Genomic DNA, 17,146 nt, shown 5'->3' on the forward strand with positions numbered 1-17,146 from the left:
GCGCCACAATGGCGCTTCTGTTGTTTTTGACGAATCGGGTTTATGAGCATTGAACCAAGACCATCCCCATTGAACAAAACGGCCCGTATCGAAGCGATCATCGCCCTGATCCCGGCAGGCCGGGTGGTCAGCTATGGTCAGGTGGCCGATCTGGCCGGGCTGCCCGGACGGGCAAGACTGGTGGGCAAGGTGCTGCGGGAAACCGACAAGGTACTGCCGTGGCATCGGGTGCTGGGCGCAGCGGGCACTATCTCGTTACCGAAAGGATCGCCAGGCTTTGCCGAACAGACGGGACGCCTGCAGCAAGAAGGGGTCGTGGTGATCGGTGGGCGGGTCAGAATGAAGGAGTGGCAATGGCAGCCCGATCTGGCCGAGCTGCTTTTTCTACTGCCGTTTTGAGGGGGGCACAGCCGGATCACTCCAGCGGCGCCAGGATCTCGTCGCTGCGCACCTGCACCGGTATGGTCTCATCCGCGCGCTGCAGCAGCACCAGCAGGCTCTGCCGGTCAACCTCCAGCACATAGGCCGCCCCTTCACGGGTCATGCAGCTCATGCCCGGCCGGATCTCGTTTATCTCCATCTCAACCTCCTTGTCTACTTCGCGATTGATGACAGCTGCACTCCTTGCAGCTGTCTCAGTATACCGCTATCCATAAGCAAAGAGGCCCCTTGTCGGGGCCTCTTTTCATCAGGCTTTTTTAGCCTTTGGCAAACTCTCTTGCCAGGTACCGTTGTCGTAGTGAGCGGTCCAACCGGTCGCCTTGCCGTTGACCTCGCTCATCACGTACTGCTCCTTGGTCTTGCGACTGAAGCGTACGATGGCGGGGTTGCCGTCCGGATCGGTGAGCGGGGCACCGGCCAGATACTTGTGCTTGGCGGAGATGCGATCCTTGAAGCGCTTGAGCTCTTCCACCAGCGGCGCGCGGGTCTCGCGGGATTTGGGGAAGTTGCTGGCCGCCAGGAACAGACCGGCAGCACCGTCACGCAGTACAAAGTGGGCATCGGACTGGGTGCACTTGAGCTCCGGCAGCGGCACCGGATCCTCCTTCGGCGGCGCGATGTCACCGTTTTTCAGGATCTTGCGAGTGTTCTTGCAGGTCTCGTTGGTGCAGCCCATGTACTTGCCGAAACGGCCGTTCTTGAGCTGCATCTCGGCTCCGCAACGGTCGCACTCGATGCTCGGCCCTTCGTAGCCCTTGAGCTTGAACTGGCCCTTCTCGATCTCGTAGCCATCGCAGTCCGGGTTGCGACCACAGACGTGCAGCTTGCGGCTGTCATCGATGATGTAGGCATCCATCGCTGTACCACAGACGCCGCAGCGGTGCTTGGCGCGCAGCGCTTCGGTTTCCGCCTCTTCGCCGTCAGTGGCGGAGACAAACTCGTCGGCAGAGACCAGGTTGATGGTCTTCTTGCAGCGCTCTTTGGGCGGCAGGGCATAGCCGGAGCAGCCGAGGAACACGCCGGTGGTGGCAGTACGAATCCCCATTTTGCGGCCGCAATCCGGGCAGTCGATGTCGGTCATCACCATCTGGTTGGCACGCATGCCGCCCTCTTCGGGCGCCTTGTCAGCCTTCTCCAGCTCCTGGGTAAACTCGGCGTAGAAGGCGTCCAGCACCTTCTTCCACTCAAGGCTCCCTTCGGCGATGCCATCGAGCTTGTCTTCCATCTTGGCGGTGAACTCGTAGTTCATCAGCTCGACGAAGTTCTCCACCAGACGATCGGTGACAATCTCGCCCATCTTCTCGGCGAAGAAACGGCGGCTCTCGACCCGCACATATCCGCGATCAACGATGGTGGAGATGATGGAGGCGTAGGTTGACGGACGGCCGATGCCGCGTTTTTCCAGCTCGCGCACCAGCGCCGCTTCGGTGAAACGGGCCGGCGGCTTGGTGAAGTGCTGGCGCGGATCCAGCTTGACCAGTTTCAGCACCTCGCCGACGGTCACCGCCGGCAGCTGACTATCTTCGCCCTTGCGACCCATCGGCGGCAGGGCCTTGGTCCAACCGGCGAAGCGCAGGGTACGGCCACGAGCCTTGAGCTCGAACTCACCCGCCTTGACGGTCAGGGTGGAGGAGTCGTACTGAGCCGGGGTCATCTGGCAGGCAACGAACTGACGCCAGATGAGATCGTACAGACGCATGGCATCCGGCTCCATCCCTTCCAGCATCTCGGCAGTCACCTGTACGTTGGAGGGACGGATCGCCTCGTGCGCTTCCTGGGCATTGGCCTTGGCGCCATACAGATTCGGCTCGGCTGGCAGATAGGCAGCGCCATACTGCTCGCCGATATATTCACGCACCGCCTCAACCGCCTCTTTGCTGAGGTTGGTGGAGTCGGTACGCATATAGGTGATGTAACCCGCTTCATAGAGACGCTGGGCCATCATCATGGTCTTCTTGACCCCGAAGCTCAGCCGGGTAGAGGCCGCCTGCTGCAGGGTAGAGGTGATAAACGGCGCGGACGGCTTGGAGCCGGTCGGCTTGTCTTCCCGGTTCACCACCTTGTAGTCGACCCCTTCCAGGGCCGCCACGGCGGCAAAGGTCTCGGCCTGGGTCACCGGCTTGAAGTCGGCCCCGTTGCGGCTGACCACTTCCATCCGCAGATCGCTCTTGTCGGCGGTCAGCAGGTCGGCATTGAGATCCCAGAACTCGACCGGTACGAACGCCTTGATTTCGCGCTCTTTATCGACGATGAGACGCACCGCAACGGATTGCACCCGACCGGCGGAGAGACCGCGGGCCAGCTTTTTCCACAGCAGCGGGGAAACCATGTAACCCACCACGCGGTCGAGGAAACGACGGGCCTGCTGGGCATTGACGCGGTCAATATTGAGTTCGGACGGCTGGGCAAACGCCTCCTTGATGGCGCTCTTGGTGATCTCGTTGAACACCACGCGCTTGTAGCGGCTGTCGTCGCCACCGATGATCTCGCGCAGGTGCCAGGCGATCGCCTCTCCTTCTCTATCCAAGTCGGTTGCGAGATAGATGGTGTCGGCTTTCTCGGCCAGACTTTGCAACTCGCTGACCACCTTCTCCTTGCCGGGCAAAATCTGGTAGTTAGCCTGCCAGCCAGCGGTCGGATTGATACCCATCCGGGCAAACAGGGCCTTGCGATCCTTGGCAGCCTTCTCGGATTCGCTCAACTTGATGCCGCGAATGACAGGTTTCTTGGGCTCAGTGCTGGCGCTGCCGCTGGTGGGCAGATCGCGAACATGACCAACGCTGGATTTCACCACGTAGTCCTTGCCCAGATATTTGTTGATCGTCTTGGCCTTGGCCGGAGACTCCACTATGACCAGTGATTTGCCCATGCTGTAACTATTATCCTCATTGCACCCGACGGGGTTGGTGTGCGGTTTTGTGGGGCTGTATAAGAGATTTGGCGCGAAAAAGCAATCTTGTGAGCAAATTTGCCTGACCAGCCCGAACCACACTGCTTCTTTTATTGCTTCTTTATTTATTAATGCGAAGGCAACAGGCCGGACGCAACCGCTTTTTCAATTTTCTGCCATACCGCCCCTCTTTTTATATCTGAAACGACATAAAAACGTCTGCTGGTTACCGGCTTGTTACAAAAACATAAAATCTCTTTATAATGGCCCAACCCCGACGCATTGTGCGCGGAAGGAACCGCTACCCATCATAAAAATCGAAAGGATGTACTCAATGAAGCACTTCGAGGTCAATTTCGACGGTCTGGTCGGCCCGACTCATAACTATGCCGGCCTCTCCTACGGCAATGTTGCCTCCCAGAGCAATGCCCAGGAGGCTTCCAATCCGAAAGAGGCCGCCAAACAGGGGCTGCGCAAGATGAAGGCGCTGACCGAGCTTGGCATGACCCAGGGGGTGCTGGCGCCGCAAGAGCGTCCCGACCTCGCGACCCTGCGCCGCCTAGGCTTCACCGGCAACGATGCCCGGGTGCTGGAACAGGCAGCCAAGCAGGCTCCCGCCGTACTGGCTGCCTGCTATTCGGCTTCCAGCATGTGGACTGCCAACGCCGCCACCGTTTCTCCCAGTGCCGATACTCAGGATGGCCGCATTCACTTCACCCCCGCCAACCTGACTAACAAGTTTCACCGCTCTCTGGAGCCCGACGTCACGGGCCGTATCCTGCGCGCCGTGTTCAACAATGATCGCCACTTCAGCCACCACCTCCATCTGCCGGAAAATGACCACTTCGGCGACGAGGGGGCAGCCAACCACACCCGGCTCTGCCGCGCCTATGGCGAGGCGGGGGTCGAGCTGTTTGTCTATGGCCGCAGCGCCTTTGACTACTCCCGCCCGGCGCCGAAGCGCTATCCGGCCCGCCAGACTCTGGAGGCAAGCCAGGCCATCGCCCGCCTGCATGGCCTTGGCGAGGAGAGCGTGGTGTTTATTCAGCAAAACCCGGAGGTGATCGATCAGGGGGTGTTCCACAACGACGTGATCGCGGTGGGCAACCAGAACGTGCTCTTCTTCCACCAGCAGGCGTTCCTCAATACCGAGTCGGCGCTGGCCGAGGTACGTACCAAGTTTGGCGAAGGGGACCTGCACTTTATCGAAGTGCCGACTGCAGAAGTTTCCGTGCTGGATGCGGTGAAATCCTATCTGTTCAACACCCAGATCCTCACCCTGCCGAGCGGTGAGATGGCCATCATCGCCCCCACCGAGTGCCGCGATAATCCGGCGGTGTCGGCCTATCTTGGCAAGCTGCTGACGCTGGAGACCCCGATCAAGGCGGTCCACTACATGGATGTGAAACAGAGCATGCGCAATGGCGGCGGCCCGGCCTGCCTGCGACTGCGGGTTGCCATGAACGATCAGGAACTCGCCGCGGTCAATCCGGCCTGCCTCATCAACGACAGCCAGTTTGCCCGCCTCGATGGCTGGGTAGATCGCCACTACCGTGACCGCCTGACCCTCGATGACCTGCGGGATCCGGCACTGGTGCAGGAGTCCCGCAGCGCGCTGGACGAGCTGACCCAGCTCCTGAAACTGGGTTCGGTCTACCCGTTCCAGCGCTAGATATGATGCCCGGGAAGACCGCCGACGCAGGCGGTCTTCTGCTATCTGCCTTCTCTTCAGCGCGATGGCCAACTTGCACGGATGCTGTTTTGTGCAGAAAAGCAGCGCACAACTTGCTGATAAGCTTGAATTTTGAGCTGGACGTATCAAAAAATCGACGAACAGTCACTTTTTACTGCCAGATGCTTCATCAAGGGGTTCACAAAGCCTCTGGATCTGATAGTATGCGCCTCGCACTTGGGGAGGGGTTCCCGAGCGGCCAAAGGGATCAGACTGTAAATCTGACGGCTCTGCCTTCGAAGGTTCGAATCCTTCTCCCTCCACCATTCAAGTGCAAAAGTAGTGACAATCAGGAAATACCCCGTGGAGGGGTTCCCGAGCGGCCAAAGGGATCAGACTGTAAATCTGACGGCTCTGCCTTCGAAGGTTCGAATCCTTCTCCCTCCACCATTTCCCTGATTGCAATGGCTGAATACAATTTGCTTTGCCCCTGTGGAGGGGTTCCCGAGCGGCCAAAGGGATCAGACTGTAAATCTGACGGCTCTGCCTTCGAAGGTTCGAATCCTTCTCCCTCCACCATCATTCAAGAAAACCCGGCCTCGCGCCGGGTTTTCGCTTTCTGCTATCCCCCTCACACTTTTTCGGCATTGTCAGATCTGACAGTTGCAATTGCATCCCATCTTGCTCATCGTGGCATCATAGACATCAGAGTGTTCACATCATGTTTGAAGTCTGGGACGAGCATGGTCACGCCACCGGTCTGACACTGCAGGCGCTCAAAGTCAGAATCAGCAACGACTATCAGGGCGATCTGATGGTGCGCTACAGCAACAAGCTGGGACTCCCCACGACCCTCTTTCTGACCATTCATCAGGGCGTTGCCTATCAACGCTTCAAAGCGGGCTCGCCAAAACTGGATTGGGAATGGCTGGCCACCGCAGGCAATGGCCACAGCCCCCGCAATTTTATGAGCGAACAGTTTCCCGATTTTCAACTCGCACTGGATAATTGAACATCAGCAACTATCGCTAACCCACCATCAAAGATTCCCCAAAAGCTGATTTTCCATTCGCATGATATTCCTGCCAAATTGCATGATGACGTGGGGGCGAGTACAATCTCGCACCCCGAATATCCGGCGCATCTTCTTTAGATAGCCCCGGATATGCCGTCATCGGGTCGCGCTGCATTGAGCCTCCTCTCGGAGGGCATCTTGCACCGCAGCTCAACCACTACGATGCCATCAGGTGGCATCGTCCTGATTTGCAATCAGATATAAAGAGTCCGCCATGTTTAAACCAGAATTGCTCTCCCCCGCAGGTTCCCTCAAGAACATGCGTTACGCCTACGCCTATGGCGCCGATGCCGTCTATGCCGGTCAGCCCCGCTACAGCCTGCGGGTGCGCAACAACGAATTCGATCACGAAAACCTGCAGCTGGGCATCAACGAAGCCCATGCGCTGGGCAAGCAGTTCTATGTGGTGGCCAACATCCAGCCCCACAACTCCAAGCTCAAGACCTTTATCCGCGACATGCGCCCTGTGGTGGAGATGAAGCCGGATGCGCTGATCATGTCTGACCCAGGTCTCATCATGATGATGCGTGAAGCCTTTCCTGATATGCCCATTCACCTCTCGGTGCAGGCCAACGCGGTCAACTGGGCCACTGTGAAATTCTGGCATCAGATGGGCCTGACCCGCGCCATTCTCTCCCGCGAGCTGTCGCTGGACGAGATCGAGGAGATCCGCATGCAGGTGCCGGAGATGGAGCTGGAAGTGTTCGTTCACGGCGCGCTGTGCATGGCCTACTCCGGCCGCTGCCTGCTCTCCGGCTATATCAACAAGCGAGACCCCAACCAGGGCACCTGCACCAACTCCTGCCGCTGGGAGTACAAGGTGCACGAGGGTAAAGAAGATGACGTGGGCCAGATCGTCCACCGTCAGGAGCCCATCGCCATCCGCCCGGACAACACCCTGGGCCTTGGCAAGCCGACCGATGCCCTGGTGCTGCTGGAAGAGTCCAACCGCCCGGGCGAGTACATGAGCGCGTTCGAAGACGAACACGGCACCTACATCATGAACTCCAAGGACTTGCGCGCCGTCGAGCACGTCGAGCGACTGACCAAGATGGGCGTTCATTCCCTGAAAATCGAAGGGCGCACCAAATCCTTCTACTACTGTGCCCGTACCGCTCAGGTTTACCGCAAGGCCATCGACGATGCGGTAGCGGGTCGTCCGTTCGACCGCAGCCTGATGGGTACCCTCGAAAATCTGGCCCACCGCGGCTATACCGAGGGCTTCCTGCGCCGTCACAACCACAGCGAATACCAGAACTACGACTACGGCTACTCTGTCTCCGACACCCAGCAGTTTGTCGGCGAGATCACCGGTCGCAAAGGTGACATGGTCGAGGTCGAAGTGAAGAACAAGTTCCTGGTGGGCAACAATCTGGAGCTGATGACCCCGCAGGGCAACGTCCGTTTCAATCTGGAGCAGATGGAGAACCGCAAAGGGGAGCTTATCGATACCGCGCCGGGCAACGGTCACGTGGTCTATGTGCCGGTCCCGAAAGATCTGGATGTGAACTACGGCATCCTGCTGCGCAATCTGGGCGACAGCCAGGATACCCGCAACCCGCACACGGCGGCCTGAGATGGCGCTGCTCATCACCGACAAGTGCATCAACTGTGACATGTGCGATCCCGAGTGCCCCAACCAGGCTATCAGCCTGGGTGAGGAGATCTACGAGATCGACCCCAGTCGCTGCACCGAGTGCGTCGGTCACTATGAGAAGCCGACCTGCATCAGTGTCTGCCCTATCGACTGCATCATCTGGGATCCCGCTTATGTGGAGACCGAAGATCAGCTGATGGAGAAGTTTGTGCGGATGCACAGACCGTAAAACGAAAAAAAGGCCGAGCAATCGGCCTTTTTTGATCCTGCGTGCAGCGGCTGGGCATCACTTGCCGACCAGCCGGATCAGTTTGTCCAGCTCCCGCTGGGCCTCCAGCATTCGGGTCTGGGACTCCTCCAGCCTGGCCTGCCGCTTGGCAATCTTCTCCGGTTTGCCACTGACTCTCGCCTCCTGCAACTCGAGCAGGCGCTCGTCCACCTCGCCGCGTAGTTTGTTAACCCGCTCTTTCTGCTCCTTGAGCAGACCTTCATCAGTACAGTTGGCCTTGATATTGCGCGCTGCCTGTTCGAGCCCGGCAATCTGCCCGGCATTGTTGTGTGCTTTGGCAAACACCAGCTGGTCGTTGACGGCCTGCAGACGGGCCTTGCAACCGACCGCCTCACTGCCAAAGGCCTGACCCGCCAACAGCAGCAAGCCGGCTCCCAATACTTTCCACATCTCGATTCATCCGGTCTTGTTTGCGAGCTGACCATAAAAACCTCGATCGGCAGCAGGGTCAAGCAAGCGGGAAAAAGGTGCGACAGAAGTTGTGCAACATCACGCAATTGCCACCCTGTTGGTTCTACAATGACGCTCTTTCCAATCGGGAGTCTGTTATGAATCAACAAATTGTGGTCATTGCCAACGGTGCCCCCTATGGCAGCGAATCCCTGTTCAACGCCCTGCGTCTCGCTATCGCCCTCAACGAACAGGGTGGTGCCATCCTGAAGCTGTTCCTGATGTCAGATGCGGTGAGTGCAGCACTGGCCGGTCAGGCTCCGGCCGAAGGGTACAACCTGCGCCAGATGCTGGAGATCCTGCTGGCACAAGGCGTCACCATTCGCCTGTGCAAGACCTGCACCGATGCCCGTGGCATCACCGCCCTGCCGCTGATCGAGGGCATTGAGGTCGGCACCCTGCCGATGCTGGCCCAATGGACCCTGGCGGCCGACAAGGTGCTGACGTTCTGATCTCCCCCTCCGGATCTCTTGCCCCTTTAGCCCTCATCTGACCCTCCATGGCCCCCGCTATACGGGGGCATTGCACGCGCCGCCAGTCTCACTGACTACACTATCAGTTGCCACGCCAGCTTGTTTGTCCCACCTCACGGACAGCGTAACGCCCAGTAATAAACCGAGGACGACGATGAATCCGACCGAACAGACCCTGCTTGAGCAGATGAGGATCACCGACTTCGATATTGCCCATCGCAAGGAGTTATTGCTGCTCAATGAGCAGGATGTGGCGCGGCTGGCAAGTTATTGCAGCAAGATAGAACCACGGATCGACGCCCTGGTGGATCGCTTCTACCAGCAGCAGACGGCCATCACCGAAATCGCCCTGTTGATCGGGGATGCTGATACCCTCATACGGTTGCGCACCGCACAACGGCGCTATGTGCTCGATCTCTTCAGCGGCCATTACGATCTGGAGTACGTCAACAACCGGCTGCGGATCGGGGTCGAACCCAAGCTCTATCTGGCCGCCATCAACACCCTCAAAGCCCTGCTGATCGAGGATATGTTCGAGCAGATCCGCGATGAACCGGAGCGCCTCGTCATGCTGGCCGCACTGGACAAACTCTTTCTGTTCGACATCACTCTGGTCTTCGAAACCTACATTCGCAGTCTGGTGTCGGAAATAGAGTCATCCAGAGAGAAATCGGAGAACTATGCCAAGAGTCTGGAGCAGAAAGTACGCGAGCGTACCAAACAACTGGAGGAACTGAACCGCACCGATGCCCTGACCGGATTGCTCAACGTTCGCCACCTCAACGAGCTGTTGCTGCTGAGCCTGCGCACCTGTCAGCGCCGTGCCGAACCCATGGCCATCGCCTATCTCGATATCGACAACTTCAAGAAAATCAACGATACCGAAGGTCACCAGCGCGGAGACGAGATCCTGCGCATCGTCGGCAACTGCATCCGTCAGGTCTTTCGCGCCGAAGACAGCTGCTTTCGTTATGGCGGAGATGAGTTCTGCCTGATCCTGCCCAACTGCAACGAGAGTCAGGCGCGGGATATCTATCTCAAACGATTGATCAACACCGTCAAGGAGCAGTTGGGCGATCTCACCCTCAGTATCGGCATAGTACAGACCGGGCCGGAGCACTACGACGACGGGCTAAACCTGATCCGGCTCGCCGACGAGAGGATGTACGCAGCCAAGAAGGCGCTCAAAGAGAAGACGCCGGGTAGCACGCACTGAACATTCAGCATCACAGATCCCCGCATTAACCGGGTCAGCTCCGCTCAACCACAGACGTGGCCACAGCGGGACGCTGTACTCTGGCGCCCCACTCGTAAAGCGCAAAAATCGCCACACAAAGCAGCGCCATCAGCGCATAGAGCCACTGACCGCTCCATTGCTCGAGGATCCAGCCTCCCAGCAGGGCGCCGGCGGCCCCTCCCAACCCGGCCAGTGCGCTGGCACCAAAGTAGCTCCCCTTGAGGTGGGTAGGAGCCATCTGGTCGATCAGCACGTTGAGCAGGGGGAAGAGGATGGTCTCGCCGATGCTGAGCAGCAGCACGGCGCCAAACCAGTGACTGCGCACCGTCGGGTCCCCCAGTGCGAAGAGCAGTTGGGCTGCCAGAAAGAGCACCATGCCGATATGAAGCCGTACCCGCACCGGCCAGCGTGACAACAACCGCAGCAGCGGAAACTGCAGCAGCACCACGGTCAGGGCATTGGTCGCCACCAGCAGGGCAACCAGCTCGGCCACCTGCGGCATACCGGCCCGGGTCAGGTATTGCACCAGCGGCGAGTGAAACTGGGAGTAGACCAGCACCATCAGGAGATTGGCCATCACCAGTAGCAGGAAGGCGCGATCCGCCAGCAACACCTTGATGGCATCCCGCAGTCCGGGGCCAGCAGCACCCGGCTTGCCTGTGCAGCCAGCCCGGCGAAATCCCCAGCCAAAGGCCAGCGCCAGCAGCAGATAGCTCACCACCAGAAACAGGAAGGTCTCCTGCTGGGCGTTGATCCCGAGGGTCACCCCGAGCAGCGGCCCCAACGCGGCTCCCAGGTTGAGCAGAAAATAGCGCAGGTGCAGTGCCAGCTCCCGCGCCTTGGCAGAGGCCAGACTGTCAGCCATCAGCGCCTTGCCGGGGGCATCGATGAGCCCCGACGAGAGGCCGCTGCCCATCACCCCGACCCCGAGCCAGAACACCGCATGGGAGAAACCGAGCAGGCCGAAACAGATCATCGCCACCAGACAACCGGCCAGCAGTATGCTGCGCCGCCCGAAGCGATCAGAGAGCCAGCCGCCGTAGAAACTGACCAGGGTAGAGAGGGCCATCGAGCCCCCCAGCAACAGGCCGATCAAGGTGGCCGAAAGGTCATACTCCCGATAGAGCAGAATGGAGAGGAAGGGCCACACCATGTAGTAGCTGGTGCGTACCATGAAGGTACCCAGAATGACGATCCAGACCAGCGGGGTAAATTGCCTGAAGATGCTCCATGACATCGCTATGCTCCATGCCCCGCAGCTCTTACCACAAGATCCTGTCATAAACGGGGAAAGCATTCAGTTGTAACAGAGGGCCTCAATAGAAACAACCCTCGCTCACCAGCAAGGTGCAACCGGATGCAAAAAGGCCAGCCGGTGGGCATCGGCTGGCTTTTTTATCACGGAATGTCCCTCGGGCTAACGCCAGAGGGCCGGGCTTAGCGCCAGGGGCTCTGCTGCCACAAACGGCCCAATCCCGCCTCCAGCGCCTGTGCGCCCTGCTGCCCCAGCTTCTGGGTCAGGCTTTTTGGCTTGCGATAGCTGATGCCGATCACCTTGTGGTGGCTGGCCTGCGCCAGCAGGTAATCATCACTGGTGCAGAGGGTATCCACCAGCCCCAGCCCCTTGGCCTGACTCGCCAGCCAGTGCTCACCGGTCGTGACCTGATCGATATCGAGTTGCGGGCGGTGCTCGGCCACAAAGGCCTTGAAGCGCTCGTGGATCGCCGCCAGCTCCTCGCGAAACTTCTCGCGCCCCAGATCGTCGTTCTCACCGAACATGGTGATGGTGCGCTTGTATTGACCTGCGGTGTGCATCTCGAATTCGATGTCGTGCTTTTTCAGCAACTTGTTGAAGTTCGGCAATTGGGCGATCACCCCGATGGAGCCGACGATGGCAAAGGGGGCAGCCAGGATCTTGTCCGCCACGCAGGCCATCATGTAGCCGCCGCTCGCCGCCACCTTGTCAATCGCCACGGTGAGCTTGATGTCACGATCGCGCAGCCGCTGCAACTGGGAAGCGGCCAAGCCATAGCCATGCACCACGCCGCCACCGGATTCGAGCCGCAGCAGCACCTCGTCGCCGGGCTGGGCGACGCCGATCACCGCGCTCACCTCCTCGCGCAGGGAGGCTACCTCTTTGGCATCCATGCTGCCGTTGAAATCGAGCACGAACAGGCGACTGCGCTCATCCCCCGCCTTGGCGCGCTTTTTCTGCTCCTCTTTCTGCTGCTTTTCCAGCACCTTGCGCTCGGCCTTGCTGGCAAGCGCGCTCTTGAGCGCAAATTGCCCCTGCTCCAGCTCGCTCGAGAGATCGGTCACCACCAGCTCACCCTTGCGCGCTTTCGGCTGGCGAGTGCTCACAATCATCAGGATGATGGCGCCGATGGCCAGCAGGAAGGTCACTGTCTTGGCCAGAAACAGGCCATACTCGGTCAGAAATGTCACGATGGACTCCAGAATGGATCGGTTTTCGTCACATTCTAGGGAGTTTGATGGAGGCGCGCAAAAAATCGCAGCCAGTGCCCGGAAAAACCAACCCGAGCATCACAACCTCTCTATTTTCTTCACATTTTTCTTGCCGCTGGCTGGTCAAACAGGCGCGCGGATCAGTACACTTGGCGCCGATTGCCATGCACTTATGGCCGGAATTTGTTAACAGGAGTTGTCATGCTCGATTATCAGGCACCCCGCGATCTGCTCAAGGATAAAGTCATTCTGGTCACAGGTGCCGGCGACGGGATCGGCCGCGAAGCCGCCCTCACCTACGCCGCTCACGGTGCCACCGTGATCCTGCTCGGCCGCACCAGCGCCAAACTCGAAGCCGTGTATGACCAGATTGAAGCGGCCGGTTATCCGCTGCCCGCCATCGTGCCGGTGGATCTGAAAGGGGCCACCGCCGCCCACTACCGCGGCATGGCCGAAACCTTCGCCCAGCAGTTTGGCCGCCTCGATGGCGTGCTATTCAATGCCGGTCTGCTCGGCACCCTCTCCCCGTTTGAACATATTCAGGAGAAGGAGTGGGACGAAGTGATGCAGGTCAACGTCAAATCGGAATTCCTGCTGACCCAGGCGCTGCTGCCGCTGCTGCGCCAGACTGCCAAGGCGCAGGGCGATGCCTCCATCGTCTATACCTCCTCCAGTGTGGGACGCAAGGGGCGCGCCTACTGGGGCACCTATGCCATCTCCAAATTTGCCATCGAGGGGATGATGGAAGTGCTGGCCGACGAGCTTGAGAACACCGGTGTGCGGGTCAATACCCTCAATCCGGGCGGTACCCGTACCAAGATGCGCGCCAGCGCCTTCCCGGCGGAAGATCCCATGAACCTCAAGACTCCGGCCGACCTGATGCCGCTCTACCTCTACCTGATGGGGTCGGACAGCCGCGGCAAAACCGGCCAGACCTTTGTAGCTCAGCCAAAATAAACAAGTTGCGTGGCCCAGCCCAAATAAATCAATAAAATACCCAGAGTGTTGTGCGGCAGAGGTTAAATTGAATAGGGGGCACAGGCTCCCTGTTCGAACCACTGACCATCCTATCTCCAATCAGGTTGAACTATGTTTCGTCCCAAGAGCACGTTTGAGCAATGGCGGATCTTTCAGGCGGTGGTCGACTGCGGCGGCTACGCCCAGGCGGCCGAGGCGCTGAACAAGAGCCAGTCCTCCCTCAATCATGCGGTTGCAAAGTTGCAGCAGAGTCTGGGGGTGCCCTTGCTGGAGGTGCGCGGCCGCAAGGCGGTGCTGACACCGGCGGGCGAGATCTTCCTCAAGCGGGCCCGTCAGTTGAGCCAGCAGGTGGAGGAGCTGGAGAATCTGGCCAACAACCTGGAGCGGCAGTGGGAGCCGCAGATCAACCTCTATGTCTCGGCGTTGCAACCAAGGGATCGCCTCTATCGGGCGCTGGCCAGCTTCTATCCTCGCAGCCGGGGTTGCCGGGTCAACCTGCACGAACGCATTCACTGCCACTTCAACGCTTTGCAACCGGGGGATCTGATGCTCTCCGAGCACCTGCCCGGCGATCGCACCGGCCTGCTGCTGGACGAGGTGTGCCTGCTGCCCCTCTGCGCCGCCAGCCATCCGCTGGCACAAGAGGAGGGGGCCATCCGCAGCGATGTGCTGACCGGCCACAACCAGATCAGCCTGCATCCCCCCATTCACCGCTCGGTGGACTGGAACGATGCGGATGACACCGGCTGGAAGGCGACCCACTACCACGAAGTGCTCGCCATGCTGCGCCTTGGCCTCGGCTATGCCTGGCTGCCACGCCATCTGGTTGAGCGAGAGCTGGCGGAAGGGTCGCTCATACAGCTGGATCTGGAGAGCGGCAACGAGCGCCACCTCTACACCTATCTGCTGACCCTCTCCCCCGAATCCCTCGGCCCTGCGACCGAGCTGCTGCTGCGCTGCCTGCGTAACGAGTATCAGGGCGAGTCATCGCCGCTCCCGCACCCCCAGCCCCAACACGACAAATAACAGCCAGCCCCCGTCAGACGTTCGGCACCCGCCAGCTGGCGGCCAGTGCCACCAGTGCCAATCCCAGCGCCACCATAAAGACCCCGTGGAAACTCCACACCTCCGCCACCACACCGGCGATGGCCCCTGCCATGATGGAGCCGGTGCGGATACTGTTGGCAAACAGGGTAGTCGCCACCCCGGCTCTCCCCGGCATCAGATCCTGAAAATAAGACATGCCGATCCCCGCCACGATACCGATGAAGATGGCGTTGAACAGCTGCAAGGCGATCAGGGCGTATTGGTCGGTGAGGGTCACCAGACCTGTGTAAAAGGCCGCGCCAGCCAGCACCGCCAGCAACATCATGGGGCGCTTGCCAAAGCGCGCCGTGTAGTAACCCGCCAGCAGCATGAAGGGGATCTCCAGCGCCGCCGCCGTGCCCATCAGGATACCGGCAAGCTTCTCATCCATCCCGAGCTCTCGGGTGATGTAAAGCGGCATATTGATGAGGTACATGCTGTTGCAGGTCCACATCAGGGTTGAGGCGATAAAGAGTGCCCGCACCGCCGGATCCCGCCAGCTGCTGACCTGCTCGCTCTCTTCAGCCATCTTGGGCAAAGGCAGCGAGGGCAGCCAGCGCCACACCACCAGGGCGCAGAGCAGGTAGGCCAGTGCAGAGGCCAAGTACATCAGCTCGAAGCCGTAGCCGATGGCCAGCGCGAAGGCGATGGGCGGGCCTATGACCCAGGCCAGCGAAAATTGGGCTCGCATCACCGAGCTGAACATGTCAGCCCGCCGGTTGCGGCTGTCGGAATACTCCCGCGCCAGCGCAAACAGCTGGGGACTGGCTGTGGCCGCCAGCGCCGCCAGCATCACCCCCAGACTCGCCAGTAGCCAGTAGTTGCGGTTCCAGGCAAACAGCAAGGAGAGCGCCACCCCGGCAAAACAGCAGCGCAGGATCAGTTGCTTGCGATCCCCCTTGTTGTCGGAGCGATGGCCCAGCCACTGGCTGACCAGAATGCCCACCACCGCATTGATGGTATAGAAGAGCCCGACCAGAAAGGGGCGCACCTGCACCTCTTCGGCCAGAAACAGACTTAAGGTAGGCACCTGCAGTGCCACCGCGACGCCGGTCATAAAGGTCACGGCAAGAAATGAAAGAGAGACGGGGTCCGGGCGTTTGACCGCCGCTATCGACAAGCTCATAGGGTTACCACTGATTGGAGGGACGATACGGGCTAACGGGCGGCAGCCGTATGAAAATTCGGCGCCTATCTTATGTCACTATCAAGAGCGGGCTCAAGGATGCATAAGCAGGTGTGCGCCTTGCGAGGGAGGCCGCGACCCCGTAGAGTGAAAGCCCATCCTGCCAGCACAAGGAGTTCGCATGTTTGATTTTGATCAGGAAGTAGACCGCAGTGGCACCATGAGCCTGAAATGGGACAAGTACAAGGGTCAGGATGTGCTGCCCATGTGGGTTGCCGATACCGACTTTGTCTCCCCCCCGTCCGTGATCGAGGCGTTGACCAAACGGGTCGCCCACGGCATTTTCGGCTATTCACGCCCCTCGCCACGCCTGATCGAACTCATTATCGAACGGATGGCGACCCGCTATGGCTGGGCTATCGAGCCCGAATGGCTGGTATTCCTGCCGGGCGTGGTGCCGGGGCTCAACCTTGCCTGCAAGGCGTGGAGCCAGCATGGCCGCGGTATCATCACCCCCAAGCCGGTCTACTACCCCTTCCTGCAGGCGCCGGGCTTCAATGATCGTCCCCTGCTCACCGTGCCGATGATTGAAGAGGCGGGTCGTTGGGTGCTGGACCTGGCAGAGCTTGAGCGTCAGGCCCCCGCCGCAGATCTACTGCTGCTCTGCAACCCCCACAACCCGGGCGGCACCATCTTCACCCGTGACGAGCTGCTGGCCATCGATGCCATCGCCGCGCGCCACAATCTGGTGATCTGCTCCGATGAAATCCACTGCGATCTGCTGCTGGATAAAAACGCCCGCCACATTCCCTACGGCGCCATCAGTGCGCAAGCGGCCGAGCGCTGCGCGGTGATGATGGCCCCGAGCAAGACCTTCAATATCGCTGGTCTCTGTTGCTCCTTCGCCATTATCCCCAACGCCCGTCTGCGCTTCAGGCTGCAACAGGCGATGCGCGGCATCAGCGCCGACGTCAACCTGCTGGGCTTTGTCGCCGCCGAAGCGGCCTATGAGGGTGGCGAACAGTGGCTGACCGAGCAACTCGACTATCTGGCGGCCAATCTGGCCCTGATCCAGCAGGCGGTTGCCCGCTGGCCCGGCGTCAAGCTGGCCAGTCATCAGGCGACGTATCTGGCCTGGATCGATGTGAGCGCACTTGGCCTTGCCGATCCCATCGCCTTCTTCGAGCAGGCCGGCGTTGGTCTCTCCCCCGGCGCCCAGTTTGGCGACGGTCAGTTCGTGCGGCTCAACTTCGGCTGCACCAGGGCACGGCTGACCGACGCGCTGGCGCGGATGGAGCGGGCAATCCTCAACCACAACAAGCCCTGATCAGCCAGCAACGGGATGGGCAAGCCCCATCCCTTTTAC

16 protein-coding genes and 3 tRNA genes are annotated in these 17,146 nt (G+C 59.9%); 13 read left to right on the forward strand and 6 right to left on the reverse strand.

Going from position 1 to position 17,146, the window contains the following annotated elements; translation table 11 throughout:
• Window positions 1-42: 42 nt before the first annotated feature.
• A complete protein-coding gene (locus tag AB5Y90_RS05215; protein ID WP_139460466.1) occupies window positions 43-399 on the forward strand; it encodes an MGMT family protein in 357 nt (118 codons plus the stop codon).
• A 16-nt stretch (window positions 400-415) separates the two neighbouring features.
• Here the strand turns inward: AB5Y90_RS05215 and AB5Y90_RS05220 are convergent, their stop codons facing one another.
• Window positions 416-580, reverse strand: coding sequence for a hypothetical protein (locus AB5Y90_RS05220; RefSeq protein WP_005334891.1), 165 nt, complete (start codon window positions 578-580; stop codon window positions 416-418).
• 108 nt (window positions 581-688) lie between these two features.
• On the reverse strand, window positions 689-3,310 hold the full coding sequence (gene topA, locus AB5Y90_RS05225; protein WP_005362158.1) for a type I DNA topoisomerase: 2,622 nt from the start codon (window positions 3,308-3,310) through the stop codon (window positions 689-691).
• A 355-nt stretch (window positions 3,311-3,665) separates the two neighbouring features.
• On the opposite strand from topA, the gene astB reads away from it, so the two are divergent.
• The 7 genes from astB to AB5Y90_RS05260 all read left to right on the forward strand — a co-directional run bounded on the left by astB (window position 3,666) and on the right by AB5Y90_RS05260 (window position 7,904).
• Window positions 3,666-5,003: an N-succinylarginine dihydrolase gene (gene astB / locus AB5Y90_RS05230; protein ID WP_257124540.1), complete on the forward strand. Its 1,338-nt coding sequence runs from the start codon at window positions 3,666-3,668 to the stop codon at window positions 5,001-5,003.
• A gap of 241 nt (window positions 5,004-5,244) precedes the next feature.
• Window positions 5,245-5,329 (forward strand) — tRNA-Tyr (locus tag AB5Y90_RS05235).
• 39 nt (window positions 5,330-5,368) lie between these two features.
• Window positions 5,369-5,453 (forward strand) — tRNA-Tyr (locus tag AB5Y90_RS05240).
• Window positions 5,454-5,497: 44 nt separating this feature from the next.
• Window positions 5,498-5,582: transfer RNA gene (locus AB5Y90_RS05245), tRNA-Tyr, on the forward strand.
• 142 nt (window positions 5,583-5,724) lie between these two features.
• Complete coding sequence (locus AB5Y90_RS05250; protein WP_040069073.1) at window positions 5,725-6,015, forward strand: hypothetical protein; 291 nt, start codon at window positions 5,725-5,727, stop codon at window positions 6,013-6,015.
• A 277-nt stretch (window positions 6,016-6,292) separates the two neighbouring features.
• Window positions 6,293-7,654 (forward strand): tRNA 5-hydroxyuridine modification protein YegQ, encoded by a 1,362-nt coding sequence (gene yegQ, locus AB5Y90_RS05255; protein WP_106842767.1) that lies wholly within the window; start codon window positions 6,293-6,295, stop codon window positions 7,652-7,654.
• A gap of 1 nt (window position 7,655) precedes the next feature.
• Window positions 7,656-7,904 carry a YfhL family 4Fe-4S dicluster ferredoxin gene (locus AB5Y90_RS05260; RefSeq protein WP_075114823.1) on the forward strand — a complete coding sequence of 83 codons (249 nt, stop codon included), beginning with the start codon at window positions 7,656-7,658 and terminating at the stop codon, window positions 7,902-7,904.
• Window positions 7,905-7,961: 57 nt separating this feature from the next.
• Here the strand turns inward: AB5Y90_RS05260 and AB5Y90_RS05265 are convergent, their stop codons facing one another.
• Window positions 7,962-8,354 (reverse strand): DUF1090 domain-containing protein, encoded by a 393-nt coding sequence (locus AB5Y90_RS05265; RefSeq protein WP_005334898.1) that lies wholly within the window; start codon window positions 8,352-8,354, stop codon window positions 7,962-7,964.
• A 158-nt stretch (window positions 8,355-8,512) separates the two neighbouring features.
• Between AB5Y90_RS05265 and AB5Y90_RS05270 the strand changes: the two genes are divergently transcribed.
• Together AB5Y90_RS05270 and AB5Y90_RS05275 are read left to right on the forward strand one after the other, a co-directional pair.
• Complete coding sequence (locus AB5Y90_RS05270; protein ID WP_257124529.1) at window positions 8,513-8,866, forward strand: DsrE/DsrF/TusD sulfur relay family protein; 354 nt, start codon at window positions 8,513-8,515, stop codon at window positions 8,864-8,866.
• A 175-nt stretch (window positions 8,867-9,041) separates the two neighbouring features.
• The gene (locus AB5Y90_RS05275) at window positions 9,042-10,103 is read left to right on the forward strand and encodes a GGDEF domain-containing protein (protein WP_257124528.1); all 1,062 of its coding nucleotides are present in this window, start codon (window positions 9,042-9,044) and stop codon (window positions 10,101-10,103) included.
• Between the two features lie 34 nt (window positions 10,104-10,137).
• Here AB5Y90_RS05275 and AB5Y90_RS05280 read toward each other — a convergent pair whose 3' ends face one another.
• Both AB5Y90_RS05280 and sohB read right to left on the reverse strand, forming a co-directional pair.
• The gene (locus AB5Y90_RS05280) at window positions 10,138-11,361 is read right to left on the reverse strand and encodes an MFS transporter (RefSeq protein ID WP_307896365.1); all 1,224 of its coding nucleotides are present in this window, start codon (window positions 11,359-11,361) and stop codon (window positions 10,138-10,140) included.
• Between the two features lie 200 nt (window positions 11,362-11,561).
• Complete coding sequence (gene sohB, locus AB5Y90_RS05285; RefSeq protein WP_139438835.1) at window positions 11,562-12,569, reverse strand: protease SohB; 1,008 nt, start codon at window positions 12,567-12,569, stop codon at window positions 11,562-11,564.
• A gap of 222 nt (window positions 12,570-12,791) precedes the next feature.
• Here sohB and AB5Y90_RS05290 point away from each other — a divergent pair, with 222 nt between their 5' ends.
• Window positions 12,792-13,547, forward strand: coding sequence for a YciK family oxidoreductase (locus tag AB5Y90_RS05290; RefSeq protein ID WP_005334909.1), 756 nt, complete (start codon window positions 12,792-12,794; stop codon window positions 13,545-13,547).
• 132 nt (window positions 13,548-13,679) lie between these two features.
• A complete protein-coding gene (locus AB5Y90_RS05295) occupies window positions 13,680-14,594 on the forward strand; it encodes a LysR family transcriptional regulator (protein ID WP_257124526.1) in 915 nt (304 codons plus the stop codon).
• Window positions 14,595-14,607: 13 nt separating this feature from the next.
• Here AB5Y90_RS05295 and AB5Y90_RS05300 read toward each other — a convergent pair whose 3' ends face one another.
• The gene (locus AB5Y90_RS05300; protein WP_257124525.1) at window positions 14,608-15,780 is read right to left on the reverse strand and encodes an MFS transporter; all 1,173 of its coding nucleotides are present in this window, start codon (window positions 15,778-15,780) and stop codon (window positions 14,608-14,610) included.
• Between the two features lie 181 nt (window positions 15,781-15,961).
• Between AB5Y90_RS05300 and AB5Y90_RS05305 the strand changes: the two genes are divergently transcribed.
• A complete protein-coding gene (locus AB5Y90_RS05305; protein ID WP_257124524.1) occupies window positions 15,962-17,107 on the forward strand; it encodes a MalY/PatB family protein in 1,146 nt (381 codons plus the stop codon).
• Window positions 17,108-17,146: the final 39 nt, after the last annotated feature.

Source organism: Aeromonas sp. R4-1, from assembly GCF_040908325.1.
Lineage (GTDB): Bacteria > Pseudomonadota > Gammaproteobacteria > Enterobacterales > Aeromonadaceae > Aeromonas > Aeromonas veronii.

Coding starts and splice junctions, on each gene's coding strand:
- AB5Y90_RS05215 (WP_139460466.1), top strand. CDS start 43: ATGAGCATTGAACCAAGACCATCCCCATTGAACAAAACGGCCCGTATC.
- AB5Y90_RS05220 (WP_005334891.1), bottom strand. CDS start 580: ATGGAGATAAACGAGATCCGGCCGGGCATGAGCTGCATGACCCGTGAA.
- topA (WP_005362158.1), bottom strand. CDS start 3,310: ATGGGCAAATCACTGGTCATAGTGGAGTCTCCGGCCAAGGCCAAGACG.
- astB (WP_257124540.1), top strand. CDS start 3,666: ATGAAGCACTTCGAGGTCAATTTCGACGGTCTGGTCGGCCCGACTCAT.
- AB5Y90_RS05250 (WP_040069073.1), top strand. CDS start 5,725: ATGTTTGAAGTCTGGGACGAGCATGGTCACGCCACCGGTCTGACACTG.
- yegQ (WP_106842767.1), top strand. CDS start 6,293: ATGTTTAAACCAGAATTGCTCTCCCCCGCAGGTTCCCTCAAGAACATG.
- AB5Y90_RS05260 (WP_075114823.1), top strand. CDS start 7,656: ATGGCGCTGCTCATCACCGACAAGTGCATCAACTGTGACATGTGCGAT.
- AB5Y90_RS05265 (WP_005334898.1), bottom strand. CDS start 8,354: ATGTGGAAAGTATTGGGAGCCGGCTTGCTGCTGTTGGCGGGTCAGGCC.
- AB5Y90_RS05270 (WP_257124529.1), top strand. CDS start 8,513: ATGAATCAACAAATTGTGGTCATTGCCAACGGTGCCCCCTATGGCAGC.
- AB5Y90_RS05275 (WP_257124528.1), top strand. CDS start 9,042: ATGAATCCGACCGAACAGACCCTGCTTGAGCAGATGAGGATCACCGAC.
- AB5Y90_RS05280 (WP_307896365.1), bottom strand. CDS start 11,361: ATGTCATGGAGCATCTTCAGGCAATTTACCCCGCTGGTCTGGATCGTC.
- AB5Y90_RS05290 (WP_005334909.1), top strand. CDS start 12,792: ATGCTCGATTATCAGGCACCCCGCGATCTGCTCAAGGATAAAGTCATT.
- AB5Y90_RS05295 (WP_257124526.1), top strand. CDS start 13,680: ATGTTTCGTCCCAAGAGCACGTTTGAGCAATGGCGGATCTTTCAGGCG.
- AB5Y90_RS05300 (WP_257124525.1), bottom strand. CDS start 15,780: ATGAGCTTGTCGATAGCGGCGGTCAAACGCCCGGACCCCGTCTCTCTT.
- AB5Y90_RS05305 (WP_257124524.1), top strand. CDS start 15,962: ATGTTTGATTTTGATCAGGAAGTAGACCGCAGTGGCACCATGAGCCTG.